Origin of the sequence: Streptomyces iakyrus (genome assembly GCF_000717055.1) — a bacterium.
In the GTDB taxonomy this organism is placed as follows: Bacteria; Actinomycetota; Actinomycetes; order Streptomycetales; family Streptomycetaceae; genus Streptomyces; species Streptomyces iakyrus.
The window spans coordinates 14,372-29,440 of sequence record NZ_JNXI01000016.1 but is presented as its reverse complement, the minus strand read 5'-3'; the positions used below and the strand labels follow the sequence as shown (position 1 = coordinate 29,440).

Below are 15,069 nucleotides of genomic sequence, written 5' to 3'. Positions count from 1 at the left end.
AACCGGCTCGTACGTACGAGAAAGTGAGCCAGAACCCGTGTCCGCAGTCTCCGACCGCCTCCCCACCTTCCCCTGGGACAAGCTGACCCCGTACAAGGCCACGGCCGCCGCCCATCCGGACGGCATCGTCGACCTGTCCGTCGGCACCCCGGTCGACCCGGTACCCGAGCTGATCCAGAAAGCGCTGGTGGCCGCGGCCGACTCGCCGGGCTATCCGACCGTGTGGGGCACGCCCGAGCTGCGCGACGCGATCACCGGCTGGGTCGAGCGCCGTCTCGGCGCCCGGCAGGTCACCCACCGCCACGTGCTGCCGATCGTCGGCTCCAAGGAACTCGTCGCCTGGCTCCCCACCCAGCTGGGCCTCGGCCCCGGCGACCGGGTGGCCTACCCGCGCCTGGCCTACCCGACGTACGAGGTCGGCGCCCGGCTGGCGCGCGCGGAGTACGAGGCCTACGACGACCCCACGGAGCTGGACCCCGAGGGCCTGAAGCTGCTCTGGCTGAACTCCCCGTCGAACCCCACGGGCAAGGTCCTGTCCAAGGAGGAGCTGACCCGGATCGTCGCCTGGGCCCGCTCGCACGGCATCCTGCTCGTCTCCGACGAGTGCTACCTGGAGCTGGGCTGGGAGGCCGACCCGGTCTCGGTGCTGCACCCGGACGTCAACGGCGGCTCGTACGACGGCATCGTCTCCGTCCACTCCCTCTCCAAGCGCTCGAACCTCGCCGGCTACCGCGCGGCCTTCCTGGCCGGTGACCCGGCGGTCCTCGGTCCGCTCCTGGAGATCCGCAAGCACGGCGGCATGATGACGTCGGCTCCGACGCAGGCGGCGGTGATCGCGGCCCTCGGCGACGACGAGCACGTCCGCGTCCAGCGCGAGCGCTACGCGTCCCGTCGCGAGCTGCTGCGCGAGGCCCTGGTCACCCACGGCTTCCGCATCGAGCACAGCGAGGCCAGCCTCTACCTGTGGGCCACCCGGGGCGAATCCTGCTGGGACACGGTCGACCACCTCGCGAAACGCGGCATCCTCGTCGCACCGGGCGACTTCTACGGCCCGGCGGGCGCGGAGTTCGTCCGCGTGGCGCTGACGGCGACGGACGAGAGGGTGGCCGCGGCGGTACGGCGTCTGTGACCGCCGCCGCGGTGAGCGCGTACCAAAGGGGTCCAGGGAAGCTCCCTGGACCCCTTCGCCGTCGCCCTCGGCGTCAGCCGATCGGCAGGCCCTTCGGCGCCAGGTTGCCGGTGGACGGAACGCCACCCTTCGCCACGGAGTCCGTCGGCAGACCGCCCTTGGCCGAACCAGCGGCCTCGCCGACGAGCTGCCCGGCGGAGCCCGCCGCCTCACCGGCCACCTTCTGGGCGACGGGCGTGGCCTTCTTGACCGTCTTGCCGCCGAGCTTGCCCGCGGCCGGCACCGCCTTCTTGACGGTCTTGCTGCCGGTGTCACCCGCGGTCTTGGTGGCGTCCGTCGCCGCGCTGTCGACGGTCCTGCCGACGTTCGCACCGTCCACGGCGGTCAGCCCGCCGAGGTTCGGGTTGGCAGGCAGCTCGGGGGCTGCACTGGCGGAGCCGGCCGCACCGACCCCGGCAGCCGCTCCCGCAGCGACGATCAGCGCGGCACGGGCGATCCGGCGGGTCAGGGGGAGGGACATGGTGCTCCTTCGACGGGAGAGAACAGGTTCGTAAAGCGTCCGAACGGCACCGGGAGTTGATCGACTGGCTGTGATCGCCCCGGCTCGGACGCAGTGACTACCGCTTGAAACCCCCGAAAGTTGCGGCGCCGCAACGTAAAGAGTTGGCAATGCGTCGCCTGGGCGGCTGCGAGCAGCGGACGAAAAAGGTCGCCGCCCGAGAGCCCGCCGAATCCATACAGCCCTGGGTGCCCAAGGGTTTTCGGGGCGTCCGGGTGAGGACACGAAAACCTGCGCACACCGTCGGAACCAAGCCGCACGGCTCACCCGAAGGGTGAGTTCCCGTACCCTTGCGCGATCTAGCGCATCGTGACAATACGGACAGCGTCCGCGTCGCGTTCGGCGCCCGCGGTGCCCTTCTCCGCGGCGCTGCGCCATGCGCCCACGGTGTTTCCGGCGACCCACTCCCGCCCCGCGTAGGTGACGCGCGCGATGTGCAGCCCGGAGGCGTTGGCCACGGCCCAGTGCGCCAGCTGCCAGCCGCGCTGGTCCATGCTCCGCCCGCCGGCGGAGGGCGTGTCGGCGCTCACCGGGAGCGTGACGGTGCGTCCGCCGGAGCCGTCCGGCGCGCTCGGGGACGGCGTCCGCGTGGCCGCCGGGGAGCCGCCCACCGCGGCACCGGCCGGTTCCAGCACGTCCCGTCCGAAGTCCCGCACGAGCGCGGCACGCACCCCGTCGGGGCCCGAGGCCCGGGTGGCGGCCGGGCGGCCCTCGCAGGTCAGTGTGGCCGCGGACTGCCCGGTGAGGGCCGCGGCGAGCAGCGCGGCGTCCGGCTCGTGCTTGGCGTAGGCCTGCGGGAAACCGCTGCGCTGCACGCGCTGCGCGGCGACGGTGAGCGGCAGCCGGGTGTAGCCGGGCACCTTGACCAGGTGGTCGTAGAACTCACCGGCCGAGTACGCCGGGTCCATGATCTCCTTCGGCGTGCCCCAGCCCTGCGAGGGCCGCTGCTGGAACAGGCCGAGGGAGTCCCGGTCGCCGTACTTGATGTTACGCAGGGCCGACTCTTGCAGCGCGGTCGCGAGCGCGATGGTCACGGCCCGCTCGGGCAGACCGCGCGCGGTCCCCACGGCGGTGATGGTGGCGGCGTTCACCCCCTGCTCGGGCGTGAACTCGTACGACGCCCCGTCGCCCTTGCCGGAGACGACCTTGCAGCCCGGTCCGCCCGAGCCCCCGGTGACGTACTGCACGACGAGGTACCCGGCGACCGCGAGCAGGGCCATGAAGGCGGCTCCGCATCGGAAGAGGCGGCCACGGCGCTTGGGAGAGGACTGCTCTGGCACGCGGTACAAGGTACTGGAGAGTACGGAGTGGCATGTGCCGGGTGTGGACAGTGAGGCCGGTGTCTGGCGCGTTAGGGTCGACGGCATGGCCGACACCTCGCTTGACCTCACGCTGGACGCCGCGGAGCTCACCGCCCGGCTCGTCGACTTCCGTTCCGAGAGCGGCACCGAGAAGCCCCTCGCCGACGCGATCGAGACGGCACTGCGCGCCCTGCCCCACCTGACGGTCGACCGGTACGGCAACAACGTCGTCGCCCGCACGAACCTCGGGCGCTCCGAGCGGGTGATCCTGGCCGGGCACATCGACACCGTCCCTATCGCGGACAACGTCCCCTCCCGGCTCGACGAGGACGGCGTCCTGTGGGGCTGCGGCACCTGCGACATGAAGTCGGGCGTCGCGGTCCAGCTGCGCATCGCGGCCACGGTCCCGGCCCCCAATCGCGACCTGACCTTCGTTTTCTACGACAACGAGGAGGTCGCCGCCGAGCTGAACGGCCTCAAGCACGTCTCCGAGACGCACCCGGAGTGGCTGGAGGGCGATTTCGCGGTGCTGCTGGAGCCGTCGGACGGCCAGGTCGAGGGCGGCTGCCAGGGCACGCTGCGGGTGCTGCTGAAGACCACGGGCGAGCGGGCCCACTCGGCGCGCGGCTGGATGGGCTCCAACGCCATCCACGCCGCGGCCCCGATCCTCGCCCGCCTGGCCTCCTACGAACCCCGCTGGCCGGTCATCGACGGCCTGGAGTACCGCGAGGGCCTGAACGCGGTCGGCATCGGCGGGGGAGTGGCCGGCAACGTCATCCCCGACGAGTGCGTCGTCACCGTCAACTTCCGCTACGCGCCCGACCGCACGCCCGAGGAGGCCGTCGCCCACGTCCGGGAGGTCTTCGCGGACTGCGGGGTCGAGGAGTTCGAGGTCGTCGACCACAGCGGCGCGGCGATGCCCGGTCTGTCCCATCCCGCGGCGAAGGCCTTCATCGAGGCGGTCGGCGGCACCCCGATGCCGAAGTACGGCTGGACGGACGTCTCCCGCTTCTCGGCGCTCGGCGTCCCGGCGGTCAACTACGGCCCCGGAAATCCCCACTTGGCGCACAAGCGGGACGAGCGGGTGGAGATCGCCAAGATCCTCGCGGGCGAGGAGCGCCTGAGGAACTGGCTGACCGCCTGACCCCACCGGGGCGCCGTCGTGTTTACGGCGCTTCATCGCGGACATGCTCACGTCCCTCGTTCGTAACCCGCGTAGATCTACGCTGAGGTGGAAAGACAGGCACGACGGAGGGAGCGCACATGGCGACCGGCAACCCCGAGGGGAAGAAGCAGCCGCCGGAGGAGAAGCGCCTGGGCCCGGTCCTCCAGCGGCGGGACCAGGTGCAGGCCAGCACGACCGACCAGCGGCTGCTGGACGAGCGGGCCCCCTCCGACTGGGTCCACACCGACCCCTGGCGCGTGCTGCGCATCCAGTCGGAGTTCATCGAGGGCTTCGGCACGCTCGCCGAACTCCCGCCCGCGATCAGCGTGTTCGGCTCGGCCCGGACCCCGGCGGACTCACCCGAGTACGCGGCGGGCGTCCGGCTGGGCCGGGGCCTGGTGGACGCGGGCTTCGCCGTCATCACGGGCGGCGGCCCGGGCGCGATGGAGGCGGCCAACAAGGGCGCCCTGGAGGCGAAGGGCATCTCGGTCGGCCTCGGCATCGAGCTGCCGTTCGAGCAGGGACTGAACCCGTACGTCGACATCGGTCTGAACTTCCGCTACTTCTTCGTGCGCAAGATGATGTTCGTGAAGTACGCGCAGGGCTTCGTGGTCCTGCCCGGCGGCCTCGGCACCCTCGACGAGCTCTTCGAGGCCCTCACACTGGTCCAGACCCAGAAGGTCACCCGGTTCCCGATCGTCCTCTTCGGCACCGACTACTGGGGCGGCCTGGTGACCTGGCTGCGCGACACGGTGATCGCCCAGGGCAAGGCGGGGGAGAAGGACCTGCTGCTGTTCCACGTGACGGACGACGTGGACGAGGCGGTGGCGTTGGTGTCGAAGGAGGCGGGCAGGTAGGGGTCTTTTCGAGCCCGGCCTCCTGCCGGACCGCTTCGGGCGGTCGAGCCGGGCTTCTTGTCCGACCGATTCGGGCGGCGGGTGGGCATAGGTCCGGGGGTCCAGGGGGCGGAGCCCCCTGGTACCTCGGTCAGGCCAACCCGCGCCGGGCAACGGCAGGACCTCGATGCCCCGCGATCGCCGAGACCATCTCCAGCACCTGCCGCGTCTCGGCGACCTCGTGCACCCGGTACACCTGCGCCCCCAGCCACGCGGACACCGCCGTCGTCGCCAACGTCCCCACGACCCGTTCCTTCACGGGCCGGTCCAGCGTCTCGCCCACGAAGTCCTTGTTGGACAGCGACACCAGCACCGGCCACCCCGTGGCGACCATCTCGTCCAGCCGCCGCGTCGCCTCCAGGCTGTGCCGCGTGTTCTTCCCGAAGTCATGCCCCGGGTCGATCATGATCGACTCCCGCGGCACCCCCAGCGCGAGCGCCCGCTCGGCCAGCCCGACGGTCACGTCCAGGATGTCCGCCATGACATCGTCGTACGCGATCCGGTGCGGCCGCGTCCGCGGCTCCGCCCCGCCCGCGTGCGTGCACACCAGGCCCACCCGGTACCGCGCGGCCACCTCCGCCAGCCCCGGATCGACCCCGCCCCACGCGTCGTTCAGCAGATCGGCCCCGGCCTCGCACACCGCCTCGCCGACCTCGGCCCGCCAGGTGTCCACGCTGATGACCACGTCCGGGAACCGCCGCCGCACCTCCGCCACGAACCCGACCGTCCGGCGGGCCTCCTCCTCGGCCGTGACCTCCTCGCCCGGCCCGGCCTTGACCCCGCCGATGTCGATGATCGCGGCGCCCTCGGCCACGGCCTGCTCCACGCGCGCGAGGGCCGGCTCGTCGCGGAAGGTGGCGCCCCGGTCGTAGAAGGAGTCAGGGGTGCGGTTCACGATCGCCATGATCACCGGCTCGTGCGTCCCGAATTCCCGCCTGCCCAGCCTGAGCATCCCCTGTGACCTTTCCTGGTACGTGCCGTCTTCCGCCGCCTGCGACCCTAACCGCCGGACGCTCATGGCACGATCGGAGCCTGACAGCATCCGACTCGGAGGACTTCCGAAGAGTCCGATCCATCCGACCGTGGGGGCCCCGCGATGGTTATGTTCCTGTTCCTGGTCGTCGCGCTCGCCGTCGTGGTCGCCGCGGTGACGCTGGCCGTGGTGGGCGGCGGCGAGAACGGCCCGCTGCCCGAGGCCGCCCCCGAGCGGCTGCGGGACCCGCTGCCCCCGGACCGCCCGGTCGACCGCGCGGACGTGGAGGGCCTGCGCTTCCCGCTCGCCGCCCGCGGCTACCGCATGGCGGACGTGGACGACGCCCTCAGCCGCCTCGGCGCCGAGCTCGCCGAGCGCGACGCCCGCATCGCCGACCTGGAGTCGGCCCTGGCCGGAGCCCGGTCCGGCTCCGGCCACGGACCGGTGCACGCCTCCGGGGAGAACCACGTGTCCATGGACAAGCCCGCCCCCGGGAAGGAAGACCGGCCGTGAGCGACGGCGCCGCCCTGGCCGGCCCGGACGGCGCGCTGCGCTGCCCCTGGGCCCTGTCCGCCCCGGAGTACGTGGCGTACCACGACGAGGAGTGGGGCCGCCCGGTCCACGGCGACGACGCGCTCTTCGAGCGCCTCAGCCTGGAGGCCTTCCAGTCCGGCCTGTCCTGGATCACGATCCTGCGCCGCCGCCCCGGCTTCCGCGCCGCGTTCGCCGACTTCAAGATCGCCTCGGTCGCCGCCTTCACCGACGACGACCGCGAGCGCCTCCTGGCCGACGCCGGCATCATCCGCAACCGCGCCAAGATCGACGCGACCCTCGCCAACGCGCGGGCGCTGACGGAGTGGTCCCCGGGCGAACTGGACGCGCTGGTCTGGTCCCACGCCCCCGACCCGGCCGGCCGCCCGGCCCCGAGGACCCTCTCCGACGTCCCGCCCGTCACCCCCGAGTCGACGGCCCTGTCCAAGGCCCTGAAGAAGCGGGGCCTGCGCTTCGTGGGCCCGACGACGGCGTACGCGCTGATGCAGGCGTGCGGCCTGGTGGACGATCACCTGGAGACCTGCGTCGCCCGAAGGGGCGGGTAAGGGGCGCGGGACGAGCTTCAACGCCCCAGGTACTTCGGCTTCTCCTTGTTGACGAAGGCCTGCACCGCGATCGCGTGGTCCTCGGAGGAGCCGGCCCGGGTCTGCAGCTCGTCCTCCTTCTCCAGGGCCTCCTCCAAGGAGTGCGTCAGCCCGAACGCCACCGATTCCTTGAGCGCCGCGTACGCCACCGTCGGCCCCTCGGCCAGCGCCCGCGCCACCTTCTCGGCCTCCGCCCGCAGGTCACCGGCCGGCACCAGCCGGTTGGCGATGCCCAGCTCGTACGCCTCCTGCGCGCTGATGCTCCGCGGGAAGAGCAGCAGGTCGGCGGCCCGGCCCGGGCCGATCACCCGCGGCAGCGTCCAGGAGATCCCCGAGTCGGCGGTCAGCGCCACCCCGGCGAACGAGGTGTTGAACGCCGCCGTGTCCGCCACGATCCGGTAGTCAGCGGCGAGCGCGAAGCCGAAGCCCGCCCCGGCCGCCACCCCGTTCACCGCGGCGACGACCGGCTTGGCCGCCCCGGCCAGCGCCCGCACGATCGGGTTGTAGTGCTCCCGGACCGTGCTCATGGTCTGCCCCGAGCCGGTCTCCCGGTCCTGGACCAGCAGCCCGATGTGCTCCTTGAGGTCCTGTCCGACGCAGAACGCCCGGTCACCGGCGGCCGTCAGCAGCACCGCCCGTACGGCGCCGTCGCCCGCCGCCGACTCGACCGCCTCCCGCAGGGCGACCTTGGCCGCCACGTTCAGCGCGTTCATCGCCTCCGGGCGGTTCAGCGTGATCGTCGCGAGTCCGTCGCTCACCTCGTAGAGCACGGTGTCGGTCATGCGTATCCCCTCCGAGTCGCGGATCGGGACGTACCGGCCGGTACGTCCCGGGTCTGCAGGACAGCATGACGGAGATCGCGGACGGGGAACCGGACCGGACGTGTGACCTGCGTCAAAGAATTCTCGTCCGGATCGGTTCGGCGGATGTGTGTGCGGCGGCGGAGTATCGCAGTTTCATCGCCGAATTGAGTGGTTTTGCTCGCGTGCGTTGCCCAAGCGATGCCTACTGATGTTGGTCATCGGGTCCTGAGATGCGGGATAATGGCCTGGAAGCAATGTGTTCGATGCCGGTGTCGCGTGTCCTGCCACAAGGAACCGCACGTGTGCCCTTCTCAGGGGCCGTCGGCTTTGACGATGAGCTGGGTTTCAGGAAGGGGAACGAGCATGGCGGCCATGAAGCCGCGGACGGGTGATGGCCCGCTCGAGGTGACCAAGGAGGGGCGGGGCATCGTCATGCGCGTTCCGCTCGAAGGCGGCGGTCGGCTCGTCGTCGAGCTGACCCCGGACGAGGCCGACGCGCTGGGCGACGCCCTCAAGAAGGTCGTCGGCTGACGCGCAAGCGACCATACCCTTTCAGTTGCCCCGGCATCACCCGTGATGCCGGGGCGGCTGTTTTCTCACCGATGACACTCGCCTGCCCCGGCTCCGGCTCCGCTAACGTGCCGTCCGGTCAGCGTTTCACCGCGCACAGCAGCCCGTCGCCCACCGGCAGCAGTGACGGCACCAGCTCCTGGCTCTCGCGCACCGCGCGCAGCAGCTCACGCAGCCGCAGCACCTCCGTGGGCTGCGGACCGGAGTCCACCGTCCGGCCGTTCGCGAAGGCGCCCTCGAACACGACCAGCCCGCCGGTGCGCAGCAGACGCAACGATTCAGCGAGGTAGTCCATGACCTCCAGGCGGTCACCGTCGCAGAAGACCAGGTCGTAACCGGCGTCCGCGAGGCGGGGCAGCACGTCCAGGGCGCGGCCCGGGATGAAGCGGGCCCGGTTGCTGGCGAAGCCGCAGGCGCGGAAGGCCTGGCGGGCGAACTGCTGGTGCTCCGGCTCCGGGTCCACGGTCGTCAGAACACCGTCGGGCCGCATACCGTGCAGGAGGTGGATCCCGGAGACGCCGCAGCCGGTCCCGATCTCCGCGACGGCCTTGGCGTCGACGGACGCGGCCAGCAACCGCAGTGCGGCGCCCGTGCCGGGCGTCACCGAGCGCAGCCCTGCCTCACGGGCCCGGTCCCGGGCCCAGTGCAGCGCTTCGCCCTCGGCGACATAGGCGTCGGCGAACGCCCAGCTCGTCTGCCGGTTGCCGGTAATGACCCTCTCCTGTCCCCGTGAATGCCTGGGCGTGACTGTATCCGTTGGGCACGGGAACCCGCAGATGGGACCGGTCGTTTAAAGGGATGAGCAAGTGGCGCGGGCCGGGACGGGGGGCGGGCGGTGGATCAGGACGTGAAGCAGGACGTCGTGCACGTGCCGACGCAGCAGTACGAGGCGTATCAGCCCAGATCAAATTCTCGTAAAACCGCTTATCCGGTCCTAACGGGCGAGGTGGCTATGGTAGGGGCTCCACTGGACACCACCAGAGCTGACAGGGGAGGTGCGGCTGCGCCTGTGGATCGCGGAGGAGTGCTCCGGCGCTTCCTCGGATCGGCGGGCAGGCCGACATCCGTGAACGACACCGCTGCTGACCACAGTCACGCCGCTGACTTCGCCCAGACCGCGACCTTCACCACCGACGCGGACGGGCAGGCGTGGACTCCGCCCACGTGGGAGGAGATCGTCAGCACGCACAGCGGCCGGGTCTACCGGCTCGCCTACCGTCTGACCGGCAACCAGCACGACGCGGAGGACCTCACGCAGGAGGTCTTCGTCCGCGTCTTCCGCTCCCTGTCGACGTACACGCCGGGCACCTTCGAGGGCTGGCTGCACCGCATCACCACGAACCTGTTCCTGGACATGGTCCGCCGCAAGCAGCGCATCCGTTTCGACGCGCTCGGCGAGGACGCGGCCGAGCGGCTGCCCAGCAAGGAGCCCACACCGCAGCAGGTCTTCAACGACGCGCACTTCGACGCGGACGTCCAGCAGGCCCTCGACACCCTCGCCCCGGAGTTCCGCGCCGCGGTCGTCCTGTGCGACATCGAAGGACTGTCGTACGAGGAGATCGCCGCGACGCTCGGCGTCAAGCTCGGGACGGTCCGCTCGCGGATCCACCGTGGCCGCTCCCAGCTGCGCAAGGCCCTCGCGCACCGCTCTCCGGAGGCGCGTGCCGAGCGCCGCTCCTTCGTGCCCCGTGTTCCCGCCCTGGGAGGAGGGGGCGCGAGCGCGTGAGCGGATCTCGGCCGAAAGCTTCCGAGGGTCACCTCGCAGAGCAGCATCTGGGAGACCGACTCTCCGCCCTGGTGGACGGAGAGCTCGGTCATGACGCGCGTGAGCGCGTACTGGCGCACGTGGCCACCTGCCCGAAGTGCAAGGCGGAGGTGGACGCCCAGCGCCGGCTGAAGAACGTCTTCGCGGAGGCGGCCCCGCCGCCCCCCTCCGAGAGCTTCCTGGCCCGCCTGCAGGGACTACCCGCGGGCGGCGGCCCGGACGGTGATCTCACACCGCCGGGCGGAGGAGACCTGCCCGGCGGACTGTCCGGGCGGTTCGGCTCGTCCGGGGCGTTCGGAGTGAAGCGCGGCGAGCGGTTCGACTTCGGGTACGCCCCGGCCCGGCCGCACCTGCCCGGGCTGCCCGCCTCCCCGGGCAGCCCGAGCCTGCCCTCCGACAGCGGCGCTCTGCCCTCGGACCCCCGGGGCCTGCCCCCGGGGAAGGGCTTCCGCATCCACGACGTCGGCCGGCACGACACCGACCGGTCCTCGTCGCGGCTGCGGTTCGCGTTCGTCGCCGCCGGTGCCGTCTCCCTGGCCGCGATCGCGCTGGGCGGCGTCTCCACCGTCACCCCGGCCGACACGGAGGCCCGTGGCGGCCAGGGCTCGGGAAGCAACGTGACCCCGATGCGCACCCAGGGCACCGGCCCCGCGGCCCCTCCCGAATCCCAGCGCCGCCGCACGGCGCCGCTGCTCGGGCAGGTGCACGGCCAGAGCATGCTCGGGCACGGCCCGGTCGCCCCGACCGAGGTGTCCGCGCCGCTGCTGCCCGGGGTTCCGTCCGCCGCCCGGCACCACGCGCTGCACGCGCTGACCGCCCCGGTGGTGGCCGGTGCGGCCGTCATGTCCCCGCTGATACGTCCGCTCGAAGCGGCCACGCCGGCCGCCCTGACCTCGTGGTCCACGGTCCCCGAGATCACGGCCCCCCTGTTCACCGAGCCCCTCCCGGACGCGGCCTCGTCCCCCTCTTCCCCCGCCTCCTCACGCACGGCTCGCTGACCGGACTCTGCGCACCGGCCCGCGAACCTGATTGAATCCGGGGGTTGTCGCCCACGGCCGAGGTGTGGCCGGGCGCCGATTCGACGAACCGCGGCCACTGCGACGAGCCGTGCCGCGGCTGTGGGGAGAGCATGAACGAGGGGAAGCCCACGAAAGCGAAGTGGTGGAGCCGTCCACGGCCGCAGGACGTTGCGGAAGAGCCGGAGGGTACGGACGGGGCCGTCGCGGAGGATCCGGGCGCGCGCGGGCCGGTGACGGACGCGGCGGAGCCGGCCGGCACCGACGGGGACTTCGAGCTGGCGCAGCCGGCGGCCCGGCCCGCCGAGGACGGCGACTACGAGTTGAGGCGCCCCGAGGCGGTTCCGTCCGGGGGACCGGCCGGAGGCTTGGAGAAGCCTGCCGCAGCGGCACCCGGGGCGGGGGAGGCCGCTCCCGGCGAGGCCGCCGCCCAGGCCACTGTCGCGGTCCCCGCTGCCCGGGAGCCGGGCGGTCAGGACGTCCCCGCCGCGTCCGCAGCCCCCGCCGCGTCCGTCTCGTCCGCCGGACCGGCCGAGGGCGCTCCCAGGCCGCTGCACGACCCCGACCCCTACAGCACCCCGCCCTACGGCGAACCCGGCCCCTGGGCGCCCGCGCCGCCCGTGCAGCACCCGGCGGCGACACCCGCGCAGGGCGTGGCGGCACCGGGGCAGCAGCCCACCGCGCCGGGCCCCCTCGCAGCACCGTCCGGGCACGGCACCACCCCGCCTGCCCCGCCCTCCGGCGTTCCCGCGCCGGCGTCGACCGAGATGCCGGCGCCTTCCGGCGATCACGCGTCCACGGCTCACGCACCGGCTGAGATGCCGACGCCCTCCCGCATCCCGGCGCCCGCCGCGCACATGCCCGCTCCTCCGGCCTCGTCCGAGATGCCGCACCCCGGCGCCCCTGTACCGGCCGTGCCGGTGCACGCCGATGCGCCGGCACCCGCTCCCGCCCCGGGCCCCTGGCAGCGCTACGACCCCTGGGCCGCTCCCGCGGGTGCCGGGGGACACGGCCCTCTCCAGCAGAACGGCGCCGCCGTGCCGAGCACGGAGCAGCGGCGCAAGCGGGGCAAGAAGTCCCTGGTCCTCGGTGCCGTGCTGCTCGCGCTGGTTTCCGGGGGCATCGGCGGCGTCGTAGGGACGTATCTGGAGCGGAACGGGGGCGTCGGGACCGTCGAGCTGCCGCAGGCCGGGAAGGAGGCCGCCGCGCGGGACGCGGACAGCGTGGCCGGGATCGCCGGGCGGGCCCTGCCCAGTGTGGTCACGCTGCACGTCAGCGGCGCGGGCGAGCAGGGCACGGGCACCGGCTTCGTGCTCGACACCCGTGGGCACATCCTCACCAACAACCACGTCGTGCAGCCCGCCGGATCGAGCGGCGAGATCACCGTGACCTTCAACGGCGGGCAGACCGCCCAGGCCGAGGTGGTCGGCCGGGACAGCGGCTACGACCTCGCCGTCGTCAGGGTGAAGGGCGTCAGCGGGCTCACCCCGCTGGCCCTCGGCAACTCGGACAACGTGCAGGTCGGCGACCCGGTCGTGGCCATCGGCGCCCCCTTCGACCTGGCGGGCACGGTCACCTCCGGCATCATCAGCGCCAAGCAGCGGCCCATCACGGCCGGCGGCGAGAAGGGTGACGGCAGCGACGTGTCGTACGTCGACGCGCTGCAGACCGACGCGCCCATCAACCCGGGCAACTCCGGCGGCCCCCTGCTCGACGCCCGGGCCCGGGTCATCGGCATCAACTCGGCCATCCGCTCGGCGGGCAGCGGGTCCACACAGGACAGCGGCCGTTCCGGTTCGATAGGCCTCGGCTTCGCCATACCCATCAACCAGGGCAAACGCGTCGCCGAAGAGCTGATCAACACCGGGAAGGCGACCCACCCGGTCATCGGCATCACCCTCGACATGGACTACACGGGCGACGGCGCCCGCGTCGCCACCGAGGGCAGCGAGGGCGGAGCACCGGTCACCCCGGGCGGCCCGGGCGCCAAGGCCGGGATCAAGTCGGGTGACGTCATCACGGAGGTCGACGGCGGGCGCGTGCACTCCGGCGAGGAACTGATCGTCAAGACCCGGGCACACCGCCCCGGCGACCGCCTGGAGCTGACCGTCGAACGCGGCGGCAAGGAGCGGAAGGTCTCGCTCATCCTCGGATCGTCCGGTGACTGAGGCATGAGATCAGGGATCGGCGGAGACGCCGCAACAGGCCCCATCGGCGACCAACCAGGCAAACAATCGGGAAAGCGCTCCCACCTCCCGCACTCGGAGGTCCCGGGACAGTACCGGTCGGACAGGATCGCCGGGTACCGTGGATCCGGCCCGGACCACGGCAAGACCCGCACCGATCACGAGGGCCGAGGACCGAGGACATCGCTAGGAGCTTCAGGTGTTCAATGACATAGGACCACTCGAGCTGGTGACGCTCATCGTCCTCGCCGTGCTCGTCTTCGGTCCGGACAAGCTCCCCAAGGTCATCCAGGACGTGACGCGCACGATCCGGAAGATCCGTGAGTTCTCGGAGAGCGCCAAGAACGACATCCGGGAGGAACTCGGCCCGGAGTTCAAGGACTTCGAGTTCGAGGACCTCAACCCCAAGACGTTCATCCGCAAGCAGCTGGACAACGAGGACCTGGGGCTCAAGGAGATCCGCAACGGCTTCGACCTGAAGAAGGAGATGGCCGAGGTCACCGACGCCGTCCACAGCCGTGAGTCCGACACCTCCTCCACGTCGTCCGCCGGCGCCGCCGGTTCGTCCGGTGGCCGCATCGACATGACGAAGAAGCCGGAGACGTCCGACCCCGGCGACCGGCCCCCCTTCGACGCGGACGCCACCTGAGCGCCAGGTCCAAGGGCGCACGCCCCCCGGCGCGTGACGCGTTTCATACTCCGGTCGGGCTGTCTACGGCCTGAACCGGGCGCCCGTGCGGCCCACGCGCCGGGCGGTTTCCCTGCTGCTCGCAGCGGTGTGGCTATGCTGCCGAGTTGTTGTGCGGACCGTGACGAGTACGCCCGAAGGGGGGCGGGCCGTTCCGGTCCGACTAGAGCGAGGAGGCGTCCGGGCACATGGAGACGACGAGTCGGGCAGTCGCGCAGACGCCGGCCGCGGAGGGTGGACAGCAGGCCCCCTCCGCCCGGCGTACGGTCGACGACTACCTGCGTGCGCCCTTCCCGTGGTACGGCCTCGACGAGGCCTTCACGGGACCGCGCCGGCTGATGCAGGTGGGTATGACGGCCGACGGGGTCGTGGAGCACGGGTCGATCGGGCACGGCGACGAGCCCACGGTGCGCAACGAGCATGTCGCCGGTGGCGATCAGGAAGCCAAGGAGAAGTTCGCGGTGGTGGTGACCGTGGCGGCCAACCCCTCACGGCGCACGGCGGACGGAACGGGGCTGCTGGAGGCCACCTCGGTGTCCTCAGCGGCGTGGCTCGCCGGTGTGGGGCTGCTGTCCTTCACCTGGCCCGGACAGATGGACCACGCCCTGCGGGACGACTGGCTGGAGCAGCAGACGGAGACGGCGTGGGTGCTGGCCGACGACCTGGACGGGTCCGACTGGTCGACGCTGTCGCTTCCCGTGGACGGTGTGCCGACGGCGTTCCACTACCGGGAGTCCGAGTTCGGCTGGGTGCTCGCCGGGTCGACCTCGGCCGGGGTGCATGTCGGGGCGTACGGCAGGGGCATGAGTGCGTACGGGCTCGGCTTCGCCGTGGTGAAGGACATCGCCGCTTACGCGTGATGTGAGGGGCGCCGGTCGGTTG

Annotated in this window: 17 protein-coding genes; 12 read left to right on the top strand and 5 right to left on the bottom strand. The window is 72.2% G+C overall.

The genetic code is table 11. The features are described from left to right. The first annotated feature begins 37 nt into the window (after nt 1-37). On the top strand, nt 38-1,129 hold the full coding sequence (locus tag OO68_RS24780) for a bifunctional succinyldiaminopimelate transaminase/glutamate-prephenate aminotransferase (RefSeq protein ID WP_033311092.1): 1,092 nt from the start codon (nt 38-40) through the stop codon (nt 1,127-1,129). A gap of 73 nt (nt 1,130-1,202) precedes the next feature. Here OO68_RS24780 and OO68_RS24775 read toward each other — a convergent pair whose 3' ends face one another. Then, entirely contained in the window at nt 1,203-1,649 is a 447-nt protein-coding gene (locus tag OO68_RS24775) for a hypothetical protein (RefSeq protein ID WP_033311090.1), read from the bottom strand. A 338-nt stretch (nt 1,650-1,987) separates the two neighbouring features. After that, the gene (locus OO68_RS24770; RefSeq protein ID WP_439332896.1) at nt 1,988-2,968 is read right to left on the bottom strand and encodes a heavy metal transporter; all 981 of its coding nucleotides are present in this window, start codon (nt 2,966-2,968) and stop codon (nt 1,988-1,990) included. An 85-nt stretch (nt 2,969-3,053) separates the two neighbouring features. Between OO68_RS24770 and dapE the strand changes: the two genes are divergently transcribed. Together dapE and OO68_RS24760 are read left to right on the top strand one after the other, a co-directional pair. Further along, on the top strand, nt 3,054-4,133 hold the full coding sequence (gene dapE / locus OO68_RS24765; RefSeq protein ID WP_033311086.1) for a succinyl-diaminopimelate desuccinylase: 1,080 nt from the start codon (nt 3,054-3,056) through the stop codon (nt 4,131-4,133). Nucleotides 4,134-4,252: 119 nt separating this feature from the next. Next, nucleotides 4,253-5,011 carry an LOG family protein gene (locus tag OO68_RS24760; protein WP_033311084.1) on the top strand — a complete coding sequence of 253 codons (759 nt, stop codon included), beginning with the start codon at nt 4,253-4,255 and terminating at the stop codon, nt 5,009-5,011. Between the two features lie 130 nt (nt 5,012-5,141). Here the strand turns inward: OO68_RS24760 and folP are convergent, their stop codons facing one another. Further along, nucleotides 5,142-6,002, bottom strand: coding sequence for a dihydropteroate synthase (folP, locus tag OO68_RS24755; RefSeq protein WP_033311082.1), 861 nt, complete (start codon nt 6,000-6,002; stop codon nt 5,142-5,144). A gap of 144 nt (nt 6,003-6,146) precedes the next feature. Here folP and OO68_RS24750 point away from each other — a divergent pair, with 144 nt between their 5' ends. Together OO68_RS24750 and OO68_RS24745 are read left to right on the top strand one after the other, a co-directional pair. Continuing rightward, complete coding sequence (locus tag OO68_RS24750) at nt 6,147-6,536, top strand: DivIVA domain-containing protein (protein ID WP_063739334.1); 390 nt, start codon at nt 6,147-6,149, stop codon at nt 6,534-6,536. After that, entirely contained in the window at nt 6,533-7,120 is a 588-nt protein-coding gene (locus OO68_RS24745; protein WP_033311078.1) for a DNA-3-methyladenine glycosylase I, read from the top strand. Before OO68_RS24750 ends, OO68_RS24745 begins: the two co-directional genes overlap by 4 nt. A 17-nt stretch (nt 7,121-7,137) precedes the next feature. On the opposite strand, the gene chcB is transcribed toward OO68_RS24745, so the two are convergent. Beyond that, nucleotides 7,138-7,947 (bottom strand): 2-cyclohexenylcarbonyl CoA isomerase, encoded by an 810-nt coding sequence (gene chcB, locus OO68_RS24740; RefSeq protein ID WP_450270655.1) that lies wholly within the window; start codon nt 7,945-7,947, stop codon nt 7,138-7,140. Nucleotides 7,948-8,006: 59 nt separating this feature from the next. Between chcB and OO68_RS46330 the strand changes: the two genes are divergently transcribed. Beyond that, nucleotides 8,007-8,171, top strand: coding sequence for a hypothetical protein (locus tag OO68_RS46330; protein ID WP_157852749.1), 165 nt, complete (start codon nt 8,007-8,009; stop codon nt 8,169-8,171). A gap of 154 nt (nt 8,172-8,325) precedes the next feature. Then, a complete protein-coding gene (locus OO68_RS44335) occupies nt 8,326-8,493 on the top strand; it encodes a DUF3117 domain-containing protein (protein ID WP_003966491.1) in 168 nt (55 codons plus the stop codon). A gap of 118 nt (nt 8,494-8,611) precedes the next feature. Here the strand turns inward: OO68_RS44335 and OO68_RS24735 are convergent, their stop codons facing one another. Further along, entirely contained in the window at nt 8,612-9,310 is a 699-nt protein-coding gene (locus tag OO68_RS24735) for an O-methyltransferase (RefSeq protein WP_280922532.1), read from the bottom strand. Nucleotides 9,311-9,556: 246 nt separating this feature from the next. On the opposite strand from OO68_RS24735, the gene sigE reads away from it, so the two are divergent. The 5 genes from sigE (at nt 9,557) to OO68_RS24710 (ending at nt 15,047) form a co-directional block, all read left to right on the top strand. Continuing rightward, nucleotides 9,557-10,258 carry an RNA polymerase sigma factor SigE gene (gene sigE, locus OO68_RS24730; RefSeq protein WP_033311073.1) on the top strand — a complete coding sequence of 234 codons (702 nt, stop codon included), beginning with the start codon at nt 9,557-9,559 and terminating at the stop codon, nt 10,256-10,258. Beyond that, nucleotides 10,255-11,295, top strand: coding sequence for an anti-sigma factor family protein (locus tag OO68_RS24725; RefSeq protein WP_033311071.1), 1,041 nt, complete (start codon nt 10,255-10,257; stop codon nt 11,293-11,295). The genes sigE and OO68_RS24725 overlap by 4 nt, the downstream gene beginning before the upstream one ends. 131 nt (nt 11,296-11,426) lie before the next feature. Next, nucleotides 11,427-13,481 carry a trypsin-like peptidase domain-containing protein gene (locus OO68_RS24720; RefSeq protein WP_033311070.1) on the top strand — a complete coding sequence of 685 codons (2,055 nt, stop codon included), beginning with the start codon at nt 11,427-11,429 and terminating at the stop codon, nt 13,479-13,481. A gap of 217 nt (nt 13,482-13,698) precedes the next feature. Further along, on the top strand, nt 13,699-14,148 hold the full coding sequence (locus OO68_RS24715) for a sec-independent translocase (protein WP_033311069.1): 450 nt from the start codon (nt 13,699-13,701) through the stop codon (nt 14,146-14,148). Between the two features lie 227 nt (nt 14,149-14,375). Then, the gene (locus tag OO68_RS24710) at nt 14,376-15,047 is read left to right on the top strand and encodes a hypothetical protein (RefSeq protein WP_033311068.1); all 672 of its coding nucleotides are present in this window, start codon (nt 14,376-14,378) and stop codon (nt 15,045-15,047) included. Nucleotides 15,048-15,069: the final 22 nt, after the last annotated feature.